The sequence below is a fragment of the Zunongwangia sp. HGR-M22 genome (assembly GCF_027594425.1).
Lineage (GTDB): Bacteria > Bacteroidota > Bacteroidia > Flavobacteriales > Flavobacteriaceae > Zunongwangia.
Genome location: NZ_CP115159.1, coordinates 3,041,556 through 3,059,636 on the forward strand (window position 1 = coordinate 3,041,556; position 18,081 = coordinate 3,059,636).

The window sequence follows — 18,081 nt, forward strand, 5'->3', positions numbered from 1 at the left end:
GCAAAATTATTGTTTAAATGGTATTACCAATAATGCGCGCATTCTACCTAAAAATTCAGTAAATGCTTCCTGCCTTTTAGAGGTAGAAAATACATTTGCTAATCGCACAAAAGTTAATAAATACGCAATTTTATACCATTTTAGCGTTGCTTTTAGCGATGGCTTTTCATATTTAGTTCGCCAAACATGCCAGCCATTTTCAATAACCATTTTGCCATATCTAAATTGATTCGGCCGTCCGTCGGGATCGTGATAATGATACAGACATGCTGAGGTATTTACATATAATTGCCCTAGTTTAGAAACTCGCAGGCAATACTCCATATCTTCATACAAGCCATAACCTTGAAAATATTCTGAAAATTGTAGCTCTTTCAAAATCTTTGTCCTAAAAGATGAAACGCCACCCATAAAAAATTCAACAGGATATGTTTTTCCGCTAGGAGGTAAAAAACTTATTGAAAAACCATTAGAAAACGCCGGCATAATACCAGGTGCGCAATCGCTTAATAAATTTAGTTTTTTTCGTAACAAGTTTCGACTACCTAACTTTCGTTTCCAACCGTCAAATTCATATTCATCATATAGAACAGGGCCATTTTCAGCTTTCTGCCAATTAATAGAATCATCTAATATATAGCCTCCTACTCCTAAAGCATTTGGATAGCTTTTGTAAGTAAGCAATATATTTTTAAAATAATCAGGCGCTAAAACTACGTCATCATCAAGAAAAAAAGCAATATCTAGTTCAGAAGAAAGTTTTGCTATTCCAAAATTTCGTTGTCGGGTTAACCCACGATGCTTTTCTTGAACATAATAATAATCTAAGTTTGGAATAGAATACGCTTGTAATGCTTCCTTAGTGTTGTGAGTCAGCGATCCATCTATTACAAGAATTTGATCGGAATATACCGCTTGGGCTTTTACTGAATCTAACACACGAAGTAAAGCCGTTGCTCTTTCAAAAGTACATATTATTAAACCAAACTTCATGATCTTCTATTTTGCTGCAATTTAGCGGCCCAACGCTCGCTTACTGCCCAGCGTTTTTGCATAATCCTTTCATACTTAAATGGATTTTTTATGTGTTGCGATTTATAAAATTTCAACCATAAAATAAGCTGATATCCTCTTTGCTGTTCTACCGTATAGTTCTTTTGAATATACGTCATTACTGTAGGTGAAGGTTTTGGAATTGGTGCTGTTTGCTCCCATGGTTTTATAATTTTAGTTCTAAATCCGCCCATTGGTGCTTTTAAATGTACAATTTCAATTTCTGGATGATAAATAATATCTACTCCTTGATTACGTAATTGCATTCCAAAATCCATATCTTCGGCATATCCATATTCTAAAGCCAGATCAAATTTTACATTTCTAAGACAAGCTTTTTTTACAATAGCATTGCCCGCTCCAAACGTTCCCCATTGCTTGGCATTTTTATATAATAAAACTTCTTGTTTTGTTCGGTAAGCGGTTACCAACACTTCTAATCCGTATTCTTCAATTTTAGAAAAAGCTTTTTCTAATAAATTATTTTCAAATTTATTATCATCATCACAAAAAAACACCCACGATGCAGTAACTTCTTGTAAAGCTAAATTTCTTGCATTGCAGGCTCCGGTTTGATGCGTAAAAATATGCTGAATTAGAAATGGCCAATCTTCAGCAGCAAAATCAAAATCGCTTTTACTCCCTATATCCGGATTTTGCTCCACTACAGTAACTTTCTGCGGAAGTAAGCTCTGTTTCTTTAAATCTTTTAACACATTCAGCAAATGTTCTGGCCTACCAATTGTGGGAATTATTACATCTATTGAATTATCGATAGCAGATTTAGAAGATTTAACTTCAATATCAGCAAAATTAATTTCGGTATTAAAAAAATTCCTTTTTAAAGCAGTTGAAATAAGTGATAGTAAAGGATATCTTTTTTTATATCGCGCAAAACAAAATAATAAAATAATTCCTCTTGCCTTTTTATAAAATTGAAAAGCAAAAGAAAACAAATCCTTAGTTGTAGCTTTATATTCTACTTCTGTCGCTTTTTTTATAGCTAATTGCGGTGCATGATAACAAAATAAGCCATTGTGCTGGCCTAATTTGGCAATAGCATTTAATAAATATTGAAAATCAGAAAATCCACTAAAGTTTTTTTGAAATTTCAATATTACAGTAGCATGTATGGCTCCCATATCGCTACTCATTAACCAAGTTGGGTAATTTACGGATCTATTAACAACTGCAAACGGAAATTGATCGACATAACCAATGTCTTTATTAAAAAAACTGGTTTTAACCGCACAAGAAGCCATGATTAATTTGTGATGAAAAATTTCTAAAAAAAACAGTTCATTAAAATTATGAACTTGCTCTTCTTCCAGCCAACAAATCCATTGATCGGGATAATCGTTGGCTACTGCCCAAAAAGCTGTTACTACCTCATCAGCATAGCCTTCTAATTGCTTAGCACCTTTATAAATGCCTACTATTTTTTCGCTATGTCGATGAACGAACTTAATCATTTTTGTGTAGCTAAAATTTCCTTATAAAATTCAATATTTTCAATTGCTTTTTGCTGAATATCAAAATTTGTTTCAACTTTTAATCGCGCATTTTTTTGAAGCTTTTCTCTTAAATGATCCCCGTCAAAAATCTGTTTTATCGCTTCTGCAAAAGCTTCATGATTTGATGGATGTGCCATAAGCCCATCTTCTCCATGAGTTATTATTTCTTTAGCCCAACCAATATTAGTATTTACCACTGCTTTTTGTAAAGCCATAGATTCTATAGTTACCATCCCTAAAGTTTCTGCATAGGATGGAAAAACACAAACATGCGCTTTTTTAATATGCTTTTTTACGTCAGCATAGGGCATTTTACCTAAATACTGAATTCCGAAAAGTTGTTTTTCTTTTAGCTTTTGCTGAAGTAACGCCCAGGTTGATGTACTTCCGGTTTTGATATCTGCACTATCGCCACCTATCAATAGTAATATTGCTTTTGGATATTTTTGCTGAACCTTTTCAAAAATATCAGGCAATTCTAAAACGCCCTTTTTACGAATTAGCGTGCCTAAATATAAAATTGTAAATGCCTCAAATTGCGCTGGATTTTCATTATTGAATTGTTCCAAATTCAATCCATAATGAATGGTTTTTACAGTTTTATTTTTAATAGGAAACAATTCTTTTGAAACATTACCGGCAAAAGTAGTAGGTGCAATAAAAGCATTTGCATTAGTTACCGCTTGCTGTTCAAAAAATCGGTTCTTGAATTTTTGAGATCGGTTTTCTAAATGGCAAAAATAAGTATCACTGCCATGAAATCGCATTATTACCGGAACTGAAAATTTCATAAAAGCTGTAATCCCCGTCCAATCCGGAACTTCTAATACATCTATATCGGTGTGCTGAATCCAATAATTCAGCTTTTTATTTATGTATTTTCGATAGCAATAAAATCCGCCAATTTTATAAGTTTTCTGTTTAATGCAGTAAAAATGAATCCCGTTTTCTTCAAAATCTGTATCCTCTTTTTGACCATATACAAAAACACTAATAGTTACCCCTTGTGCATGTAACGATAAAATCAAATTTTGCAAACTACTTCCTAAACCACCAGAGTGACTTATTTTTGGGTGTGGATATTCGGGAGTTAGAAAACCGATATGCATTAGTTCAAAATATTTTTTATAGTTTCCCAAATCGCTAAAGAGGATGTTTTTGGATGTTTACCGGCCACAACTGTAAACCAGTTTTTTGCCTGGGTTACAATAGGCTTAGGATTATCCATTAAATTTTCTAATGTAACTTGTAAACTTTCTTTTGAAGTTCCCCAGGCTACTGCGTTTTTAGAAGGCATCGATCTAAAATGAACATAGTTATAATTCTGCCCGATATCTCGAATTCCGCTTTGCAGTTGCGGTTGTTCGTAATTTATATAGATACAAGGTTTATTATGAATTGCAAAATCGAAAACCATAGAAGAGCAAATATTCACTACAAGTTCTGCATACTCACAAACTGTTGATAATAATGAAAAATCATGAGGTTCAGGAAGTATGGTATTCCATTGTTTCCCCATCGCTTTCCAGGCCGGTGCTATTTCTGTAATTTCCTTTTTGTATTTTTCTATAATTTCTTGATACCTCCCTGTATGGTCTACCGGTGCTTTCCTAAATATAATTCCTAAGTTATAACCTTCTTTATTAAGATTTTGTACTGCAATGGCTAAATCTTCTAAATAATATTGATCTAGTGGAGATGTAGTTGTATCGTCTCCTGAGAAACAGATATATTTTTTTGCTTCATCTAATCCGTAATCTGCAAAAAATTTAGCTTTAGGTATAATTAAATCAGGATTAAAATGAGGCTCAAATTGAGGTGTTCCGGTAACAATAACCTGATGATCTTTTAGAAATGGATAATACTTCAGCATTTCAGCTTTCATCAAATCGCTCCAAACGAAATAATAATCGGTATCCACCACTAACATCGCTTTAGGTACATTATCCCAACTATAAATAAACGTAGCCGTGGGAATTCCTAAATCTTTAGCCGCTAACAGAGCGCTAATGGCCTGGGTAGAACGCTGACTGGTGCATAATATTAAATCGGGTTTGTGCTTTTCCAGTTGCTTTTTGCAATATTCATATTTAGGATTTTGTCGTTCTAATTTATCAATACGTTTTTTAATTGCAGTTAATCCTTTTTCAGAATTATGTTTTGCAATTAAAAATCGAGTTAAAAAACTACGTGCAGCTTTCTTAAAATTGCTGTATTCAAAAGGGAATTTGTAGGTCTGATACACCGAATCATCAAACTCCTTATGCCATAAATTTAGTTCTATTCGCTTCCTTGCCCTAGAATAAACAGGCGTAAGCTTATGCACATTATTGGGGTCGATTTTAACCTCTTCTAGCCCCAATTGTTCTTTTAAAGGAAAAACACTGTTATTCCAATACACCACGTCCATGCCTAGTTCTTGGCCAAGGGTATTGAAATTGGTATACGCGAAATTCCGAAGCCCTACACCATCGGGAAGAAAAACAAAAACCTTTTTAGCCATTAATTTTTTCTGAATTTCAATTTTTCTCGTTGTACTTCTTCAATTTCTAAAATATCTTTCTCTTTGAACGTTAAGGAGTTATAAACCGCGCTTAAATCTCGTTTTAGCTTTCTCAGTCCCGAAGGTTCTAACGAAGCGGCATGATCTGTTCCTTTCCAGGTTCGATCTAACGTATAATGACGTTCTACCACGTTAGCTCCTAAAGTAAAAGCCGCAACATCTACTGCAATTCCTAAATGATGGCCGGAAAACCCGATATGTTTTACTTTATCTTCATAAAGTTGTTTCATTCTGGTGATTTCTAATAAACATACGTCTTCAAAAGGAACCGGATAACCCGATGTGCAATTGTAAATCACTAAATCTTTGTTTCTACCCTTTTTAGTGAAAAAATCAACTAAATTTCCTATTTCGTTTTTAGTAGTCATTCCCGTAGAAATATGAATTTCGCCGGAATAATTTTCGCACAACCAATTCAACATCTCATAATAATTATTACAAGCCGAAGGAATTTTTATAAACTTTGGCTGTAAACTGGCAATTTCTTTTGCTGAAGTTAGATCCCAAACTGAAGTGGAATACGTAATTTCCATTTCTTCACAAAAATCTTTTAACTCTTGATGCTGCGCTACCGTAAATTCTAAAAATTCACGATGTTCACCATACGTATCTCCATACGCATTTACCGGATTGGGATGCGGTGCGTTATACTGACTTTCAGTTAGCAATTCTTTATTATTCCGTTTTTGAAATTTTACGGCATCTACTTTGCAAAATATCTTAGCTACTTTAATTAGCTCTTTTGCAATATTTATATCGCCTTTATGGTTACAACCAATTTCGGCAATTACGTAAGGTTCTTTATATGTGTTCAAAATCTAGTATTGTATTTTTTTATGAATTGAGCTGCTTTGCGAATAGCTCCTTCTCCTGATTTTTTTGCCAAATTTATATCGGCAATTCGTTTAATTTCATCCATAGCATTTGCGGGAGCAAAACTCCAACCTACACGGCACATATTAGCCATATCGTTCACGTCATCTCCTACGTACGCCAAACTGTTCATCTCTACATCATTTTTCAAGCAATAATCTTGAAGCAATCCGAATTTATCTTTTGCTCCTAAAAATACTGTATCGATTTTGAGTTTTTTCATTCTGGCAGCAACCAAGGCAGAATTTTCTGAAGTCATTACCATAACTTTTACACCAAATTGTCGTAGAATTTCTAGTCCCATCCCATCACGCATATCAAAAGATTTAGCGAGTTCTCCGTTTTCAGAAAATAGTACTTTTCCATCGGTAAAAACCCCATCTACATCTAATACCAAATGGGTAATTTTAGTATTCTTTTTTTGCTGTTGTAAATTGGTTGCCAAAAGATTTTCAACAATATTCCAATCGGCTTCACTATCAATTTCAGTATAAGAAATTTCGGGCATTTCAAAAGGAACAATTGAGCCACTTATTCGATTTTGGCTAGTCTGAAGGGCTTTTTTTGTGGTACAATATACCGCTCCATTTTCAACTAGCAAGCCTTCGAAATCTTGCCTTCTTGGCCTATTTTTATAATCATAATTGATAGATTCTCCATTATTATTCCAGATAAAACGATGGGTTTTCACTACGCTTAATGAAGAATCGGCTCCTTCTTCAATTTTTAAAAGACCTTCGTTAATATGCTCAGCTTTAGTAAATGGAGAGGTCGCTTGTAATAAACAGAATACATCAAAATCATAATCAACAGACTCACAATAGTCTAGCATTGCAATTTCTGTAGAAGCAGTATCGTTAGCCGTATTTTCGGGACGTAAAACTGCTTTCACTTTTGAAGACCACTTAAATTGATTTTCGATAAATTCAATAACTTCAGTATCGTCAGTAAAAACAATTATCTCATCTAGTTTCGAAAAGATAGCTTCGGTTAAGACCCAGCAATACAATGGCCTACCTAGCATTTTACGTTTATTTTTACCAGGAATACCTTTAGAACCTTTCCGTAATGGAATAAAACCTACTGCCTTCATTAATTTGTTAATTAAATGCTAATATACTATTTATAAATTCCTCATAAATTAATTTCGATGAACGCTCAAATTATTCCATAATTGATCGGTTTTCGACGACGAGTAGTACTTTTTTATTTCTCAAAAGGACAAACTTCGATTAAACCTTCCTTGAGATTTTTCATTATTTGCGCATTCGGTAAGCTAGGATAATTGGTAAATAACATTTCTAATTCTGAAAATGTATACGGAGTTTGTCGAATTGCGGGTTTATAAAAAGGAATTTGAACGGATTCCATATAATCTTGATATTTAATATCGTCACCAAATACTTTATCTGAGAATTTTTGCCAAACTGCAGGTATTCCATACGCATGGCTCACAATAAGACCATGCAAAGAAGAGGATACAATACGCTCACAAGCTAATATTTCGCAAGTAGTTTTTTCAACATCATTGGTCATAAAATCTATCACAATTATGCATCGCACTCCTTCCAGTAATTTTTTAGCCGCTTTATAATCATTGTAATGTGGAATAATACCCAACGTATAGGCTTTAGGTATTTCAGGTGTATAAAAATCAGGCAGTAAAATGGCAGGATCGCCATATACTTCGGGAACCTGATAGCCTTTTTCTATTAAATATTTTCTTGTTTGTGGACCTCGTACTGCTAAAAAAGTAGCCTCTTTTACCGGATGTGTTTTATTAATAATGCCACTCCCCCAGACAATACATTTTTCACTTACATGCGCTAAAACACTACCAATAGTCACATATATGGGCGAAAATAAATTTTTATAACTATTTTTTTGAGGCCAGGCAAATTCAACCTTCTTTCCTGATATTTTTTCTACCAGATACTTCCCCAACATATCGCCATAATTCTCCTTAGCTTTATTTTGAATTTTACGCTCGTTCCACCAGAAAAGTCGGATTTTTTTTGGCATAATTAGCTAGCTTTAATTGAATGAATTTTTTCTACTATTTTTGTTAAAACCTCTTGCCTAAGCTGTAAACCAAACTCTTTTCCTTTTTCACAAATACTATTGTAGACTTCTAAGCATCTATTCATTCTAAAAATAAATTCATCATTTTCCATTGACTTTATATACAGGAAAAGATCCTCAGGCGATTGAAATTCGCTATAATCTATAAAGCTCTTTTTTGGAAACAAGCTATAGGCATTTGTGTTCTTTGCATAGTAAATTGGTAAACAATAATTTTCGATACTATTCCATATTTTTTCAGTCATATAATTTGGGTAGGCCGTATTCTCAAAGCAAAGATTAAAATTGTAATCATTTAAAATTTCCTGTTTTCTAGTCCCCCAATTACCTTGTCTGGAATTTTCAATTGCAATATTATCTGGCCAGTCTTTCCCGTATACATCTAAAACATCTAATCTATTTCCAGCCAGAACAATTTCAGATCGCAAGGATATTAAGTCGATGTTCTTATTCTCGAACATTAAAGCAGGTGTGTTTATACCTTTGTAATAAGACATCAATGCTGCTATTCTTCTGTTTTCTAATGAAAAATCCTTCTCTAAAAATTTCAGAGAATTTTTCATCATTTTCCCATGAAAAGATAAATTTTGAACAAAAACGTTTTTGGTGTATATATTCATGTGATGAACTTTGATAAAACCAAAATGCTTAATTACATCAGCAAAAGCTAAATCGAACCTTGGTTCATTAGTCCATAACAAAAATTTTACTCCAAAGAAGTATCTCTTATAAAATTTCTTTAGGTGAGTAATATTATCACTTACTATAATATCGGCAGATTTGTGATTATCTACAATTTCTACATTATTACTTTGGAAAAATTCTAAATCCCCTTCTTCAAAATTATCAAAAGGAGTATATGACATTTTAGATGCTTTAAATATTTTGATCATTATATACTTTTCTATAACTTTTTAAACAAAGCGTCTTAACTGTACTATATGAATATGCTTTTTTTATTTCTGTATTAGTTTCTATTGAATAGGTTTTTAACGAAGTTGAAATTAAAACAATGATTTCCTTAATATCATTACAATCCGAAATCAACAATCCATTTTTACCATGTTCAATAATTTCAGCACTTACACCTCCGGGATTGGACTGGATAGGAAATACGTCTAAACAAAAGGCTTCTAATAATGTGTTGGGCATTCCGTCAGAATTACTATTCCCAATATAGATTTTGGATTTACCCATTAGTTTTAAAACTTGTTGATGAGGTATTTTTCCTACTATTTCAAAGTTATTCCAATTGATTAAGTCTTTTTGGTTTACCCATTGAAAAACCACCGGATCGGCTCCAAAAACGATAATTTGATACGATTGAAGTTCTTCTTTTAATTTCAAAATAGCTTTCAAAACCGGGATTGCTCTTCCCGACCTGCCTTGATAGCCTTTAATTAAAATTATATTTCTATCTTCTTTTGATTTTTTATAAGTGTTTATCTCTTCTAAATCAAATCCGCCACCACCGGGAAACACTCCTAAAAACGTTCCGGTAAAACCATGCTTTTCGGCTATTGTACAATCTCGCTTACAATCGGTTATTAAATAATTTACACGCTTGAGCACTTCCTTTATATCCGCTAAATAATTGGCTTTATGTTGAAAATAAAAAAGATCGCTCCCCCAAGAGCTATAGATCCATTTTAAGCTCATATGCTTTTGCATAACCGATAAAATTGGCGTACAGGACACATAAAGGGCAAAACTATGCACTAAGTCGGGTTGTATTTCAGTAATTATTCTTTCAAACTCAGAAGAAATGCGGCGTTCATTTATTTTTTGTAAGCAACGATATAGATTTGGAAGTTTCGATTTCAAAAAGATTCTACCCGGGAAATTCCATCGTAATTTCCAGTTAGTGATTTGATGTACCCAGCTTATACGTTCTACAAAATTCCCGGCTCCAGTAATATCAAACCAAAAAACTTCAAAATCACTATCTTTTAGCTGGTCCACCCATCTAAAAAAATGCAAACTGGGCATCGCCACCATCAGAATTTTCTTTTTGTTAGGCATCGGGTACTATTTTTAATAGTATTTCTTCATTTTCCCAATCGATATTATAATGATAAAGGGCTAAGCGATGATGCTGAATTATTGCTTCTAAAAGTGTATTATTGACTCCTTCTAGCGAATACGTTTGTATATGTTTTTTGCCGCTAATTTTTTTTATCTGATTTTTTATTGATTTTGAACGAGTATCAATTTTAATTTTAATCTCAGAAGCTTCTTGGAGACAAGGAAAGATACCAACAATAAAAGCATCAAATTGAAAACATTCAGAACTGATTTCGTATTTATGCATCGGCTTTTGTAAATCCTTCAATTTGGTTATATCAGGTATTTTACCCCATTCAAATTCGCCATTGGCCTGGGTTGTTTTATGCTGATCTTGCAAAGTCATATACCGATGATTAATTTTTTCAAGATTGGTATGGAAAGGAAAATTACTTTTTTTACTTCGGTACTGTTTTGGGTGCCACTGATGTTTTACTAAAATTTCCTGATCATAAAAACGCACCGAATATCCCGCATTTTTTAAACGTAAATGAACATCGGTATCTTCTGCTCCCCATCCATGGTAAAACTCATCGTAACCATGTATTTTTTTTAATATTTGGGTTTGGTATAAAGTGATACCGGTAACCTCTTTATTACTGTTAAAAGAGACCTTAGAATTTTCAAAACTTAGATTTTTCCCAGTGGTTTCCTGATTTAGAAATCCCGTCTTAAAATAAACAATCTCTTTTTCTTTAAAAAGCTGTTTTGATTTCTGAACGAAATTTGGATGAAATAATAAATCGATATCTGCAACACAAAAAAGCTTTGTGGTACACCTTTTTAAAGCGATATTTATCGCTCTGCTTTTATTCCATAACTGGCCATAAGCTGGTACAAAAATATAGTCTATAAAATTATAGTTTTTAATTTGCTGATCTAAAGCATTGGTAAATTTGTCTGAACTTCCATAATTAATTAAAAAAACCTTGAAATCTTGATCGGTTTGATCTTGTAAAGATTTTAAACAACGTTTTACAATTTCTAATTCACGATCACGATATGTTAAAACGAGGCTAAACATTAAAGGTCTTGATTAAAGAATAAAAATATAATTTTAAAAATTTCAAGTCCTTATTTATAAACAATAATTTAGAAAATTCTTGAAATCCTTTTATATAATCTTGCTCTCTATTATAGGCCAGAATTAGAGATTTTTTCTTTTTCACTATAGCTTTTTTAAAATAGCCATAAGATTTTTCAAAATCGCAATCCTTACTCAAATTCTCTAAAATATAAATGTCGGTTTTAAATGTATTACTAAGCTTTTTCCTCAATTTAAAAGACTCTCCTATTTCCACTCTATACACCGCCAAATATTCATCTAAGAAAAAAATTTTACTATTCATATTAAGTGTATAGAGATATACAGGCCAATCTCCATAAGGTAGATTTGAGAACCAACTAGGTAAGTTTCTCAGCCTAGCCGAGTTTCTGAATAAAACGGTTACCGAGGGTATAAAATTAGTCATTACCAAATCCGAAAAGTCAAATGTAGTTTTATCGAAATTGGTTATTTTTGTACTTAATTTTCCTTTAGAATCTAATCGGTAGCATTTTCCAAATGTAATTGAGTAATCATCATTACGATCTAAAAAATCTACTTGCTTTTGCAATTTATAATAGTCGGTCCAATAATCATCTCCATCGCAAATCGCTACATATTTTCCGGTTAAATACTTAGCAGTTTCAATAAAATTCGCAATTAATCCAATATTTTTATCACGAGTTATTAGTTTAATTACATCGCCAAATTTTTCCTGATATGCTTTGCATATTTTTATCGTATCGTCTGTACTTCCATCATCCCCAATAACCAATTGAAATTTAAAATTGGTTTTCTGCTTCAAAACACCTTCAATAGCTTGTGCCACCAAATTTTCCTGATTAAAGGTGAGCATAAAAATACTAACAGTAATCTCTGATGTCATTAAAGATATTTATAGAGTTTCGATATGCCTTTTCTTTCATCTTCAAAAGAGTAATGAAGTAACTTTATATCTTGCTTAAATAATTCCTCTACGCGTCTTTTATTGGATTCCGTAAAAAATCTTGAATAATGTTTTCTTTTTTTATTACGTTTATTTAGATGCAAGGTAAAATCGCCTTCAATTTGTAATTGGTTCAATATAAATTTAAAATCACTGTCTATTGATTCGAAGCGTCCTACATGATTTAGTTGGTAATCTCCCTTTACATCAAAAAATGAAGTTTGAGGATATAGATGATCTCCCCTAAACTTTAAGGTTCCTTTTTGAGTTAGCGTATCTTGAAATTCACCTTTTTGATCTAAATATTCTTTTAAGCTTCCTTTTATGTTTTGATCCTTTTGAAGCCAGAAATAATCAGAAATTACCCGATCCCAAGGATTGCGAACAAATGTAAACTTATAATAATCAGCCCACTGGTTTTCTGTAATCAACCCCTCTTCAACCAAAAATTTAGCAGAAGCGTGTTGTAGGAATGTTTTATGTTTGGGGCACCATCCATACAATACATTGTAATTAGGCTTATTCCAAGCTATAGATTCATCTCCTAGTAAAAATTTAGTAATACTAATACCTGCACATTTAGGTATGTGAATAAAAATACATTTATGTTTATGAGAAATCATAATTTACTTAATAATAAACTTTACCATACTTAGCTAAAATACTTTTAGGTAAACCTTTGTATTTGAAATAGAAATCATTAAAAAATTTAATACGCATAACATTTTTAAAAAACTTATTCTTTACCAGAAAACCTAATTTTGAATTTTGATTTAATTGAAATTTATTATACTCTAATTTCTTTTGGGTTTGTTGAAATTTCACCTCATCCATCCAATCCTCATAAACGTTTCCCATATGATACGCGTAATTTTTAAAGGTTGTAAGTTTCCATAAGCCGTTATTTTGGGCAGTTACATCTAATAAACGTTCACTATTATTTCCCATTTTTGCAGGAACATATTTTTTTATTTCGTTAAAAACCTCTTTCCTGTAAGTTGTCACAAAATGGCTAGAACCAATACAGGCTTTTGTTCCCTCCTTTTCAACACCTAATATATATTGCAAGTAATAATGGTCTTCTTTCATATTCCATCCAATACTATGATAAAATTTCTGCATTTCTCTTGGTTCTTCTACTTTAAAAAACCGCATTTCTTTATTAAAGAAATTATCGAATATTACATTTGTACAAAAATTGGAATACATATTAAATTGGGGAACGATCCCTACCGTTCCCACTTTTGGAAAAGTATTGAAAACCTTAATCGTTTCTTGTTGCCAATCGCTCAAAAACATCGTGTCGGCATCGGCAATAGTTACTAAATCAAAATTATGCCCTATTAAACCTTTATAAATTGCATTTAATTTACCAATATTAGAGGTATTAATAAGCTCCTGAATCGTATTCTCTTCTTTTAATGCTCCAAGGTAATTTTCAACCTCATTACAACTGCCGTTATTTACAATAGAAATATAGGTCTCTTCCAGAGCTACTGTTTCAAAAATCGATTGAAGACACTTTTTAAAGATCCTAAAGGCGTCTTTAAAATAGTCTTGTTGATTAGGAATATAAACCGGAATTATGATTTGATGAATAAACCTTATATCAGAGATTACGCTATCTTTATTAGGATTGTGTCCTTCTCTCATGATATCAAATTAATATTTAAATTTTTCAGGCTTTCTTTTCTTAAATTTTAATACGAAAAAGAAAAATTTAATTGCATAATACACGTCTAAAAATAAATTTTTAAATCCATTTAAAAATGTAGCCATAACATTATTAAAAGCTTGTCTCACTTTTATTTCCCTATGCCATATTTGATAATTTCCTAGCAAATCATTTGTTCTTCGAAAATAAGTCTGCGCTTTCGTTCTGCTTACTTTGTAGGCAAATACTACCGGAGCAAATTCTATCTGGTATCCATTTTTAAGCACTCTTTTTGTCCAATCCTTATCTTCAAAAGTGGGCACTTTATCATTGAATGGAATTTTCTCCCATACTTTTTTTCTAAATGCCGAACCGGTAAAAATTAAGCCCGATTTATTTGGGTCTTTTTCGGCATCGATATTTAAAATATAATTCCGATAATCGTTTGGAGTATGCAAACATCTAACGCCTGCCAATCTTGCATTAAAATCGAATTTTTCGTTTATAACATCAAAAAATTCAGGACTTACGGGGTAAGAATGAGCACTAAATATTACAATAATATCACCTTTAGCCTTTTCAGCTGCAAAATTCGCACTCCCGCCATATGAAAAATTTTTTATGGTTTCGAATCGAGCCCCGTATTTTTCAGTAATCTTCTGACTATCATCTGTAGATTCGTTATCAACAACTATAATTTCATCAATGGAATCAATATATCTATTGGTTAAATTAAATAATAAAAACTCTAAATCTTCAGCTTCGTTTTTATTTCTTATTACTACAGAGATTTTATTTTCCATGTATTTGAATTATTAGAAGTTTTAAAATAATACTGCTGCTCTTTCGTTAGATTTTCAGCATCAATATACCAGCCCCCATGGATAGCCGTTAAAGGAAATTTTGTTCTAATCGCTTTGAAGAAATTATCTTCCAATTTTGTTTCATAAGGTCTATATAGTGCAAAGGTTGTATCAATTTCTGCTAAATAGTCTCCATCTTTAGTTTTGTGTTCCCAAAATTGGCTTTCCCACTTCATTATTTTATTTTTTAGGGGATTTGAAATAGGTATATCGTCCAAGGATAAACTAAATCCTACTTTTGAAACTTCTAAATATTTATCTAATTTGGCTTTAAAAATAGCTAAAAAATTATCTGGACAAGATTTGATAGGTACAACATCTGGATCTGTTACTACGTGATATCCTCTACCATAGAGCATCCTAAACTCTTTTCTTTTCCAAAAAACTAGATGCCCATAATTTTTATGTAATCTATGGATTCTTACAGATTTACTTTTTTTCAGCAATTCTAGATATTTTAGTAATTCAGGATAGGTCGAAGCATTATCAATTATTACGATATTTTCGTAATTCCTTTTTTCTAAAAAGTCGACTAATTTTTTTAAGTAGAAAAATTGATTGAAACTTATAATAATTATAGGATAAGTTTTGGGATTTTCTTCATCATATTTTTTGCGTCTACTTACATAGAAATAGAAAATAAAATATGAATTTACATTTTTTAATATTGTTTTTAATTTTTTCAATAAACTGACTTAATTAATATTTAGTGTCCTTAAGAATAAATAACCTCGTCCTGTTAAAAAATAACTCACTAAAGATAAAAGACTTATTATTTTTATCTTGAAATTCAAACTATTATCAAAAAGAATAAAAACACGAAAAATCAACCATGATTCTTTGAAAAATTTTCGTTTTAAAAAAAATTTAAAATAGTTAAGTAAAAAATCCTTAAGATACATTTTACAATCTGAATTTAAGAATAAGTATTCATTTTGATAGATTTTAAATCTAGCTAAAAAATAATTTAAGTTTTTTATTCTAAAATTATTTTCATCGTAAGATATACTTTCTTTGTGCTTCCTTATAAAATCCAAAGAGACATTTGTAAAAACAATCTTTGGCTTAAGAAATAAAAATCTTGAAAAAAACTCCCATTCTTGAGCAGCTTTGAGTTCTTCATCGAATAAATAATCCAATTCAAATAATTTTTCTTTCAAAATCAAAAACGATGGAGTCAACCATACAATATTAGTTTTCAAATAATCCTCAAAAGGCGTACAAGATTGAAATTCTTTACTCCTATGACCTAATATATTAAAAGGGTTCTCATCAAATATCAAATTTTGACATAGGGATACACTATATTTATTTTTTAATAATTCTGATACTTGAATATTTATTTTGTTATGATGCATCAAATCATCACTATCAAACCAATTGATATATTCCCCTGTACTCAATTCAAAACCATAATTTCTACAAGCATTAGCACCTTTTGGTCTATGAGCCGGACGATGATGATATTGTATGCGAGCGTCTACTTGGGAATAAAATTCCATCAACTCTTCCGTATAGTCGGTAGAACCATCATCTATTACAATACACTCCCAGTTTTGATAGGTTTGGGCGATTACAGATTCCAGGGTTTCACCAATAAAATGAGCCCGATTATAAGTTGGAATGATTATAGAAACTATAGGATTATTCATTTATTTTTAAAAAATGTGTACCTGGTTTTGAGATTATTTTTCGAGTATTTGAGATTTCTTTCTGGATTCTTAAAAGCATTTTTAAATGCTTTTCTAAACTTTTTAATTTTGAAAATCTTAGCATGAACTTATTTTTAACAATAGAGCGTTTAGTAAGTTGTAATTTATTAGAAAATTGTTGCTCAAAATCTTTTCTGGCCGGATTGGCATATTCAACTTTATATTTTCGTTCCTTTAAACTTAAACTTTCCGACTTTATTATATTCTTTTGAACCCTGTCATGTTTGATATATGTTTCGGTTACTATACCTATTTTAAGTTGATGATATCTAACACGATGGCAATAATTATCATCCTCCCCATAATGAAAAAAGATAGGATCAAATCCGCCAACGGTTTCTAAGCACTTTCTCGAAATTAACCATCCTGCTGCATTTACAAATGGAACTTCATAAATATTTTTTAAAGATTTATTTAGAATATAATCTGAATAAAAGTTTCGATTTATAGCTGCGTATTTTGAAAAATTATAATCCAGATGCGTTCCATCACCATTTAAATGAATAGGACTTACTATTCCAAATTGCATGTTTTTTTGTTGAATTTCAATCAGCCTTTCAAGACAGTCCCCTATAAGATAAGCATCTTGATTTAATAGGAAAACATAATGTGCTCCATGATTTAATGCATAAGAAATCCCTATGTTATTAGCCTGCCCAAAACCCAAATTTTTCTCTTGTTCAATTAAATGAACTTTAGGATAATTTTGTTTTATAAAATCTACAGTACTATCCGAACTATTGTTATCTACAACAACAATAGGATGATCTTCACATGATTGAAGACATTTGTCTATCCATTTTAAGCCGTTGTAGGTAACAATTACAATCATTATTTCAGTATTACATTCTTCGCCTTGATAGCTCGTTTTATAAAAGGTGAAAGTGGATGAAATTTTAAAAACAACTTTTTTTGTTGTTTGCGATTAAGCAGCCAAAAATAATCCTTATATAAAATCTGATTGTAGATTTTATAATCATCGATCTTTGATGATCGGTTAATATTTGTAGCCTGATTTTCGTGAATTCTAAATCCTACTAATTTTTCAGGTAGAATAACGATTTTATATTTCTTTAAAATACGATAATAGAATTCGTAATCTAATATTTGCTTTAAATCCCCTCTAAAGTTTCCTGTCTTTTTTAGCACATCCTTTCTAAACATCACTACTGATGGCTCGCCAATCTTATTTAATGGAGATTTTAAAAAGGTTTTAGAACTAAATATCTTTTTATCCAGAATTAAGGTTTTAGAATAAGCCTGCTTAAATTCAGATTGAAGATCACTATACGTATTTATCCACACCTCTAATTCTTGATTGAAATTAGATTCTATTATAAAATCTCTTTTCGAAGCAACTAATGCTAAATCTTTCTTATTTTCCAGTACTGCAATCATCTTTTCGATACAATCGGGATAAAGTATATCATCCTGAAATAGAAATTTAATATACTCTCCGTTAGCATGTTTTAGACAATTATTCCAGTTTGCCCCAATACCCTGAGGTATATGATTATAAACCCTTACAGGAAAATCTGTATTTTCTTTAAAGCTTGCGATAATATTTAGAGTATTATCTGTAGAACAATCATCACTTATAATTACCTCAAAATCCTTAAAATTTTGCTTTAAAATAGAATTCAAGGCATCCTGCAAATATGTCTCGCCATTATAAGTCGGGATACAAATAGAAACTAATGGAGGAGACATAT

Annotated in this window: 18 protein-coding genes; all 18 read right to left on the bottom strand. The window is 31.5% G+C overall.

Annotated elements, in window-relative coordinates:
* Nucleotides 1-6 precede the first annotated feature (6 nt).
* The 18 genes from PBT91_RS13190 to PBT91_RS13275 all read right to left on the bottom strand — a co-directional run bounded on the left by PBT91_RS13190 (nucleotide 7) and on the right by PBT91_RS13275 (nucleotide 18,079).
* Complete coding sequence (locus tag PBT91_RS13190) at nucleotides 7-993, bottom strand: glycosyltransferase family 2 protein (protein WP_270058928.1); 987 nt, start codon at nucleotides 991-993, stop codon at nucleotides 7-9.
* Nucleotides 990-2,525, bottom strand: coding sequence for a glycosyltransferase family 2 protein (locus PBT91_RS13195; protein ID WP_270058929.1), 1,536 nt, complete (start codon nucleotides 2,523-2,525; stop codon nucleotides 990-992). The genes PBT91_RS13190 and PBT91_RS13195 overlap by 4 nt, the downstream gene beginning before the upstream one ends.
* Nucleotides 2,522-3,676 (bottom strand): glycosyltransferase family 4 protein, encoded by a 1,155-nt coding sequence (locus PBT91_RS13200; RefSeq protein WP_270058930.1) that lies wholly within the window; start codon nucleotides 3,674-3,676, stop codon nucleotides 2,522-2,524. The genes PBT91_RS13195 and PBT91_RS13200 overlap by 4 nt, the downstream gene beginning before the upstream one ends.
* The gene (locus tag PBT91_RS13205; protein WP_270058931.1) at nucleotides 3,676-5,070 is read right to left on the bottom strand and encodes a UDP-glycosyltransferase; all 1,395 of its coding nucleotides are present in this window, start codon (nucleotides 5,068-5,070) and stop codon (nucleotides 3,676-3,678) included. The genes PBT91_RS13200 and PBT91_RS13205 overlap by 1 nt, the downstream gene beginning before the upstream one ends.
* Nucleotides 5,070-5,945 carry an N-acetylneuraminate synthase family protein gene (locus PBT91_RS13210; protein WP_270058932.1) on the bottom strand — a complete coding sequence of 292 codons (876 nt, stop codon included), beginning with the start codon at nucleotides 5,943-5,945 and terminating at the stop codon, nucleotides 5,070-5,072. Before PBT91_RS13210 ends, PBT91_RS13205 begins: the two co-directional genes overlap by 1 nt.
* On the bottom strand, nucleotides 5,942-7,096 hold the full coding sequence (locus PBT91_RS13215; RefSeq protein ID WP_270058933.1) for an acylneuraminate cytidylyltransferase: 1,155 nt from the start codon (nucleotides 7,094-7,096) through the stop codon (nucleotides 5,942-5,944). The genes PBT91_RS13210 and PBT91_RS13215 overlap by 4 nt, the downstream gene beginning before the upstream one ends.
* 113 nt (nucleotides 7,097-7,209) lie before the next feature.
* A complete protein-coding gene (locus PBT91_RS13220; RefSeq protein WP_270058934.1) occupies nucleotides 7,210-8,025 on the bottom strand; it encodes a polysaccharide pyruvyl transferase family protein in 816 nt (271 codons plus the stop codon).
* 2 nt (nucleotides 8,026-8,027) lie between these two features.
* Nucleotides 8,028-8,978 (bottom strand): glycosyltransferase family 10 domain-containing protein, encoded by a 951-nt coding sequence (locus PBT91_RS13225; protein ID WP_270058935.1) that lies wholly within the window; start codon nucleotides 8,976-8,978, stop codon nucleotides 8,028-8,030.
* A complete protein-coding gene (locus PBT91_RS13230; RefSeq protein WP_270058936.1) occupies nucleotides 8,962-10,107 on the bottom strand; it encodes a glycosyltransferase in 1,146 nt (381 codons plus the stop codon). Before PBT91_RS13230 ends, PBT91_RS13225 begins: the two co-directional genes overlap by 17 nt.
* On the bottom strand, nucleotides 10,100-11,173 hold the full coding sequence (locus tag PBT91_RS13235) for a glycosyltransferase family 2 protein (RefSeq protein ID WP_270058937.1): 1,074 nt from the start codon (nucleotides 11,171-11,173) through the stop codon (nucleotides 10,100-10,102). Before PBT91_RS13235 ends, PBT91_RS13230 begins: the two co-directional genes overlap by 8 nt.
* A complete protein-coding gene (locus PBT91_RS13240) occupies nucleotides 11,166-12,080 on the bottom strand; it encodes a glycosyltransferase (RefSeq protein ID WP_270058938.1) in 915 nt (304 codons plus the stop codon). Before PBT91_RS13240 ends, PBT91_RS13235 begins: the two co-directional genes overlap by 8 nt.
* Nucleotides 12,080-12,763 (bottom strand): sulfotransferase family 2 domain-containing protein, encoded by a 684-nt coding sequence (locus PBT91_RS13245; protein ID WP_270058939.1) that lies wholly within the window; start codon nucleotides 12,761-12,763, stop codon nucleotides 12,080-12,082. The genes PBT91_RS13240 and PBT91_RS13245 overlap by 1 nt, the downstream gene beginning before the upstream one ends.
* A 7-nt stretch (nucleotides 12,764-12,770) precedes the next feature.
* Nucleotides 12,771-13,793, bottom strand: coding sequence for a glycosyltransferase family A protein (locus PBT91_RS13250; protein ID WP_270058940.1), 1,023 nt, complete (start codon nucleotides 13,791-13,793; stop codon nucleotides 12,771-12,773).
* A 9-nt stretch (nucleotides 13,794-13,802) separates the two neighbouring features.
* A complete protein-coding gene (locus PBT91_RS13255) occupies nucleotides 13,803-14,597 on the bottom strand; it encodes a glycosyltransferase (RefSeq protein WP_270058941.1) in 795 nt (264 codons plus the stop codon).
* On the bottom strand, nucleotides 14,576-15,343 hold the full coding sequence (locus tag PBT91_RS13260; protein ID WP_270058942.1) for a glycosyltransferase family 2 protein: 768 nt from the start codon (nucleotides 15,341-15,343) through the stop codon (nucleotides 14,576-14,578). Before PBT91_RS13260 ends, PBT91_RS13255 begins: the two co-directional genes overlap by 22 nt.
* A 9-nt stretch (nucleotides 15,344-15,352) precedes the next feature.
* A complete protein-coding gene (locus tag PBT91_RS13265; RefSeq protein WP_270058943.1) occupies nucleotides 15,353-16,309 on the bottom strand; it encodes a glycosyltransferase family 2 protein in 957 nt (318 codons plus the stop codon).
* The gene (locus PBT91_RS13270) at nucleotides 16,302-17,201 is read right to left on the bottom strand and encodes a glycosyltransferase family 2 protein (protein WP_270058944.1); all 900 of its coding nucleotides are present in this window, start codon (nucleotides 17,199-17,201) and stop codon (nucleotides 16,302-16,304) included. The genes PBT91_RS13265 and PBT91_RS13270 overlap by 8 nt, the downstream gene beginning before the upstream one ends.
* Nucleotides 17,201-18,079, bottom strand: coding sequence for a glycosyltransferase family 2 protein (locus tag PBT91_RS13275; protein WP_270058945.1), 879 nt, complete (start codon nucleotides 18,077-18,079; stop codon nucleotides 17,201-17,203). Before PBT91_RS13275 ends, PBT91_RS13270 begins: the two co-directional genes overlap by 1 nt.
* Nucleotides 18,080-18,081: the final 2 nt, after the last annotated feature.

What these genes read in the sequence shown, in the direction of transcription:
- PBT91_RS13190 (WP_270058928.1), bottom strand. Translation starts at nt 993, where the DNA reads ATGAAGTTTGGTTTAATAATATGTACTTTTGAAAGAGCAACGGCTTTA.
- PBT91_RS13195 (WP_270058929.1), bottom strand. Translation starts at nt 2,525, where the DNA reads ATGATTAAGTTCGTTCATCGACATAGCGAAAAAATAGTAGGCATTTAT.
- PBT91_RS13200 (WP_270058930.1), bottom strand. Translation starts at nt 3,676, where the DNA reads ATGCATATCGGTTTTCTAACTCCCGAATATCCACACCCAAAAATAAGT.
- PBT91_RS13205 (WP_270058931.1), bottom strand. Translation starts at nt 5,070, where the DNA reads ATGGCTAAAAAGGTTTTTGTTTTTCTTCCCGATGGTGTAGGGCTTCGG.
- PBT91_RS13215 (WP_270058933.1), bottom strand. Translation starts at nt 7,096, where the DNA reads ATGAAGGCAGTAGGTTTTATTCCATTACGGAAAGGTTCTAAAGGTATT.
- PBT91_RS13220 (WP_270058934.1), bottom strand. Translation starts at nt 8,025, where the DNA reads ATGCCAAAAAAAATCCGACTTTTCTGGTGGAACGAGCGTAAAATTCAA.
- PBT91_RS13225 (WP_270058935.1), bottom strand. Translation starts at nt 8,978, where the DNA reads ATGATCAAAATATTTAAAGCATCTAAAATGTCATATACTCCTTTTGAT.
- PBT91_RS13230 (WP_270058936.1), bottom strand. Translation starts at nt 10,107, where the DNA reads ATGCCTAACAAAAAGAAAATTCTGATGGTGGCGATGCCCAGTTTGCAT.
- PBT91_RS13235 (WP_270058937.1), bottom strand. Translation starts at nt 11,173, where the DNA reads ATGTTTAGCCTCGTTTTAACATATCGTGATCGTGAATTAGAAATTGTA.
- PBT91_RS13240 (WP_270058938.1), bottom strand. Translation starts at nt 12,080, where the DNA reads ATGACATCAGAGATTACTGTTAGTATTTTTATGCTCACCTTTAATCAG.
- PBT91_RS13245 (WP_270058939.1), bottom strand. Translation starts at nt 12,763, where the DNA reads ATGATTTCTCATAAACATAAATGTATTTTTATTCACATACCTAAATGT.
- PBT91_RS13250 (WP_270058940.1), bottom strand. Translation starts at nt 13,793, where the DNA reads ATGAGAGAAGGACACAATCCTAATAAAGATAGCGTAATCTCTGATATA.
- PBT91_RS13255 (WP_270058941.1), bottom strand. Translation starts at nt 14,597, where the DNA reads ATGGAAAATAAAATCTCTGTAGTAATAAGAAATAAAAACGAAGCTGAA.
- PBT91_RS13265 (WP_270058943.1), bottom strand. Translation starts at nt 16,309, where the DNA reads ATGAATAATCCTATAGTTTCTATAATCATTCCAACTTATAATCGGGCT.
- PBT91_RS13270 (WP_270058944.1), bottom strand. Translation starts at nt 17,201, where the DNA reads ATGATTGTAATTGTTACCTACAACGGCTTAAAATGGATAGACAAATGT.
- PBT91_RS13275 (WP_270058945.1), bottom strand. Translation starts at nt 18,079, where the DNA reads ATGTCTCCTCCATTAGTTTCTATTTGTATCCCGACTTATAATGGCGAG.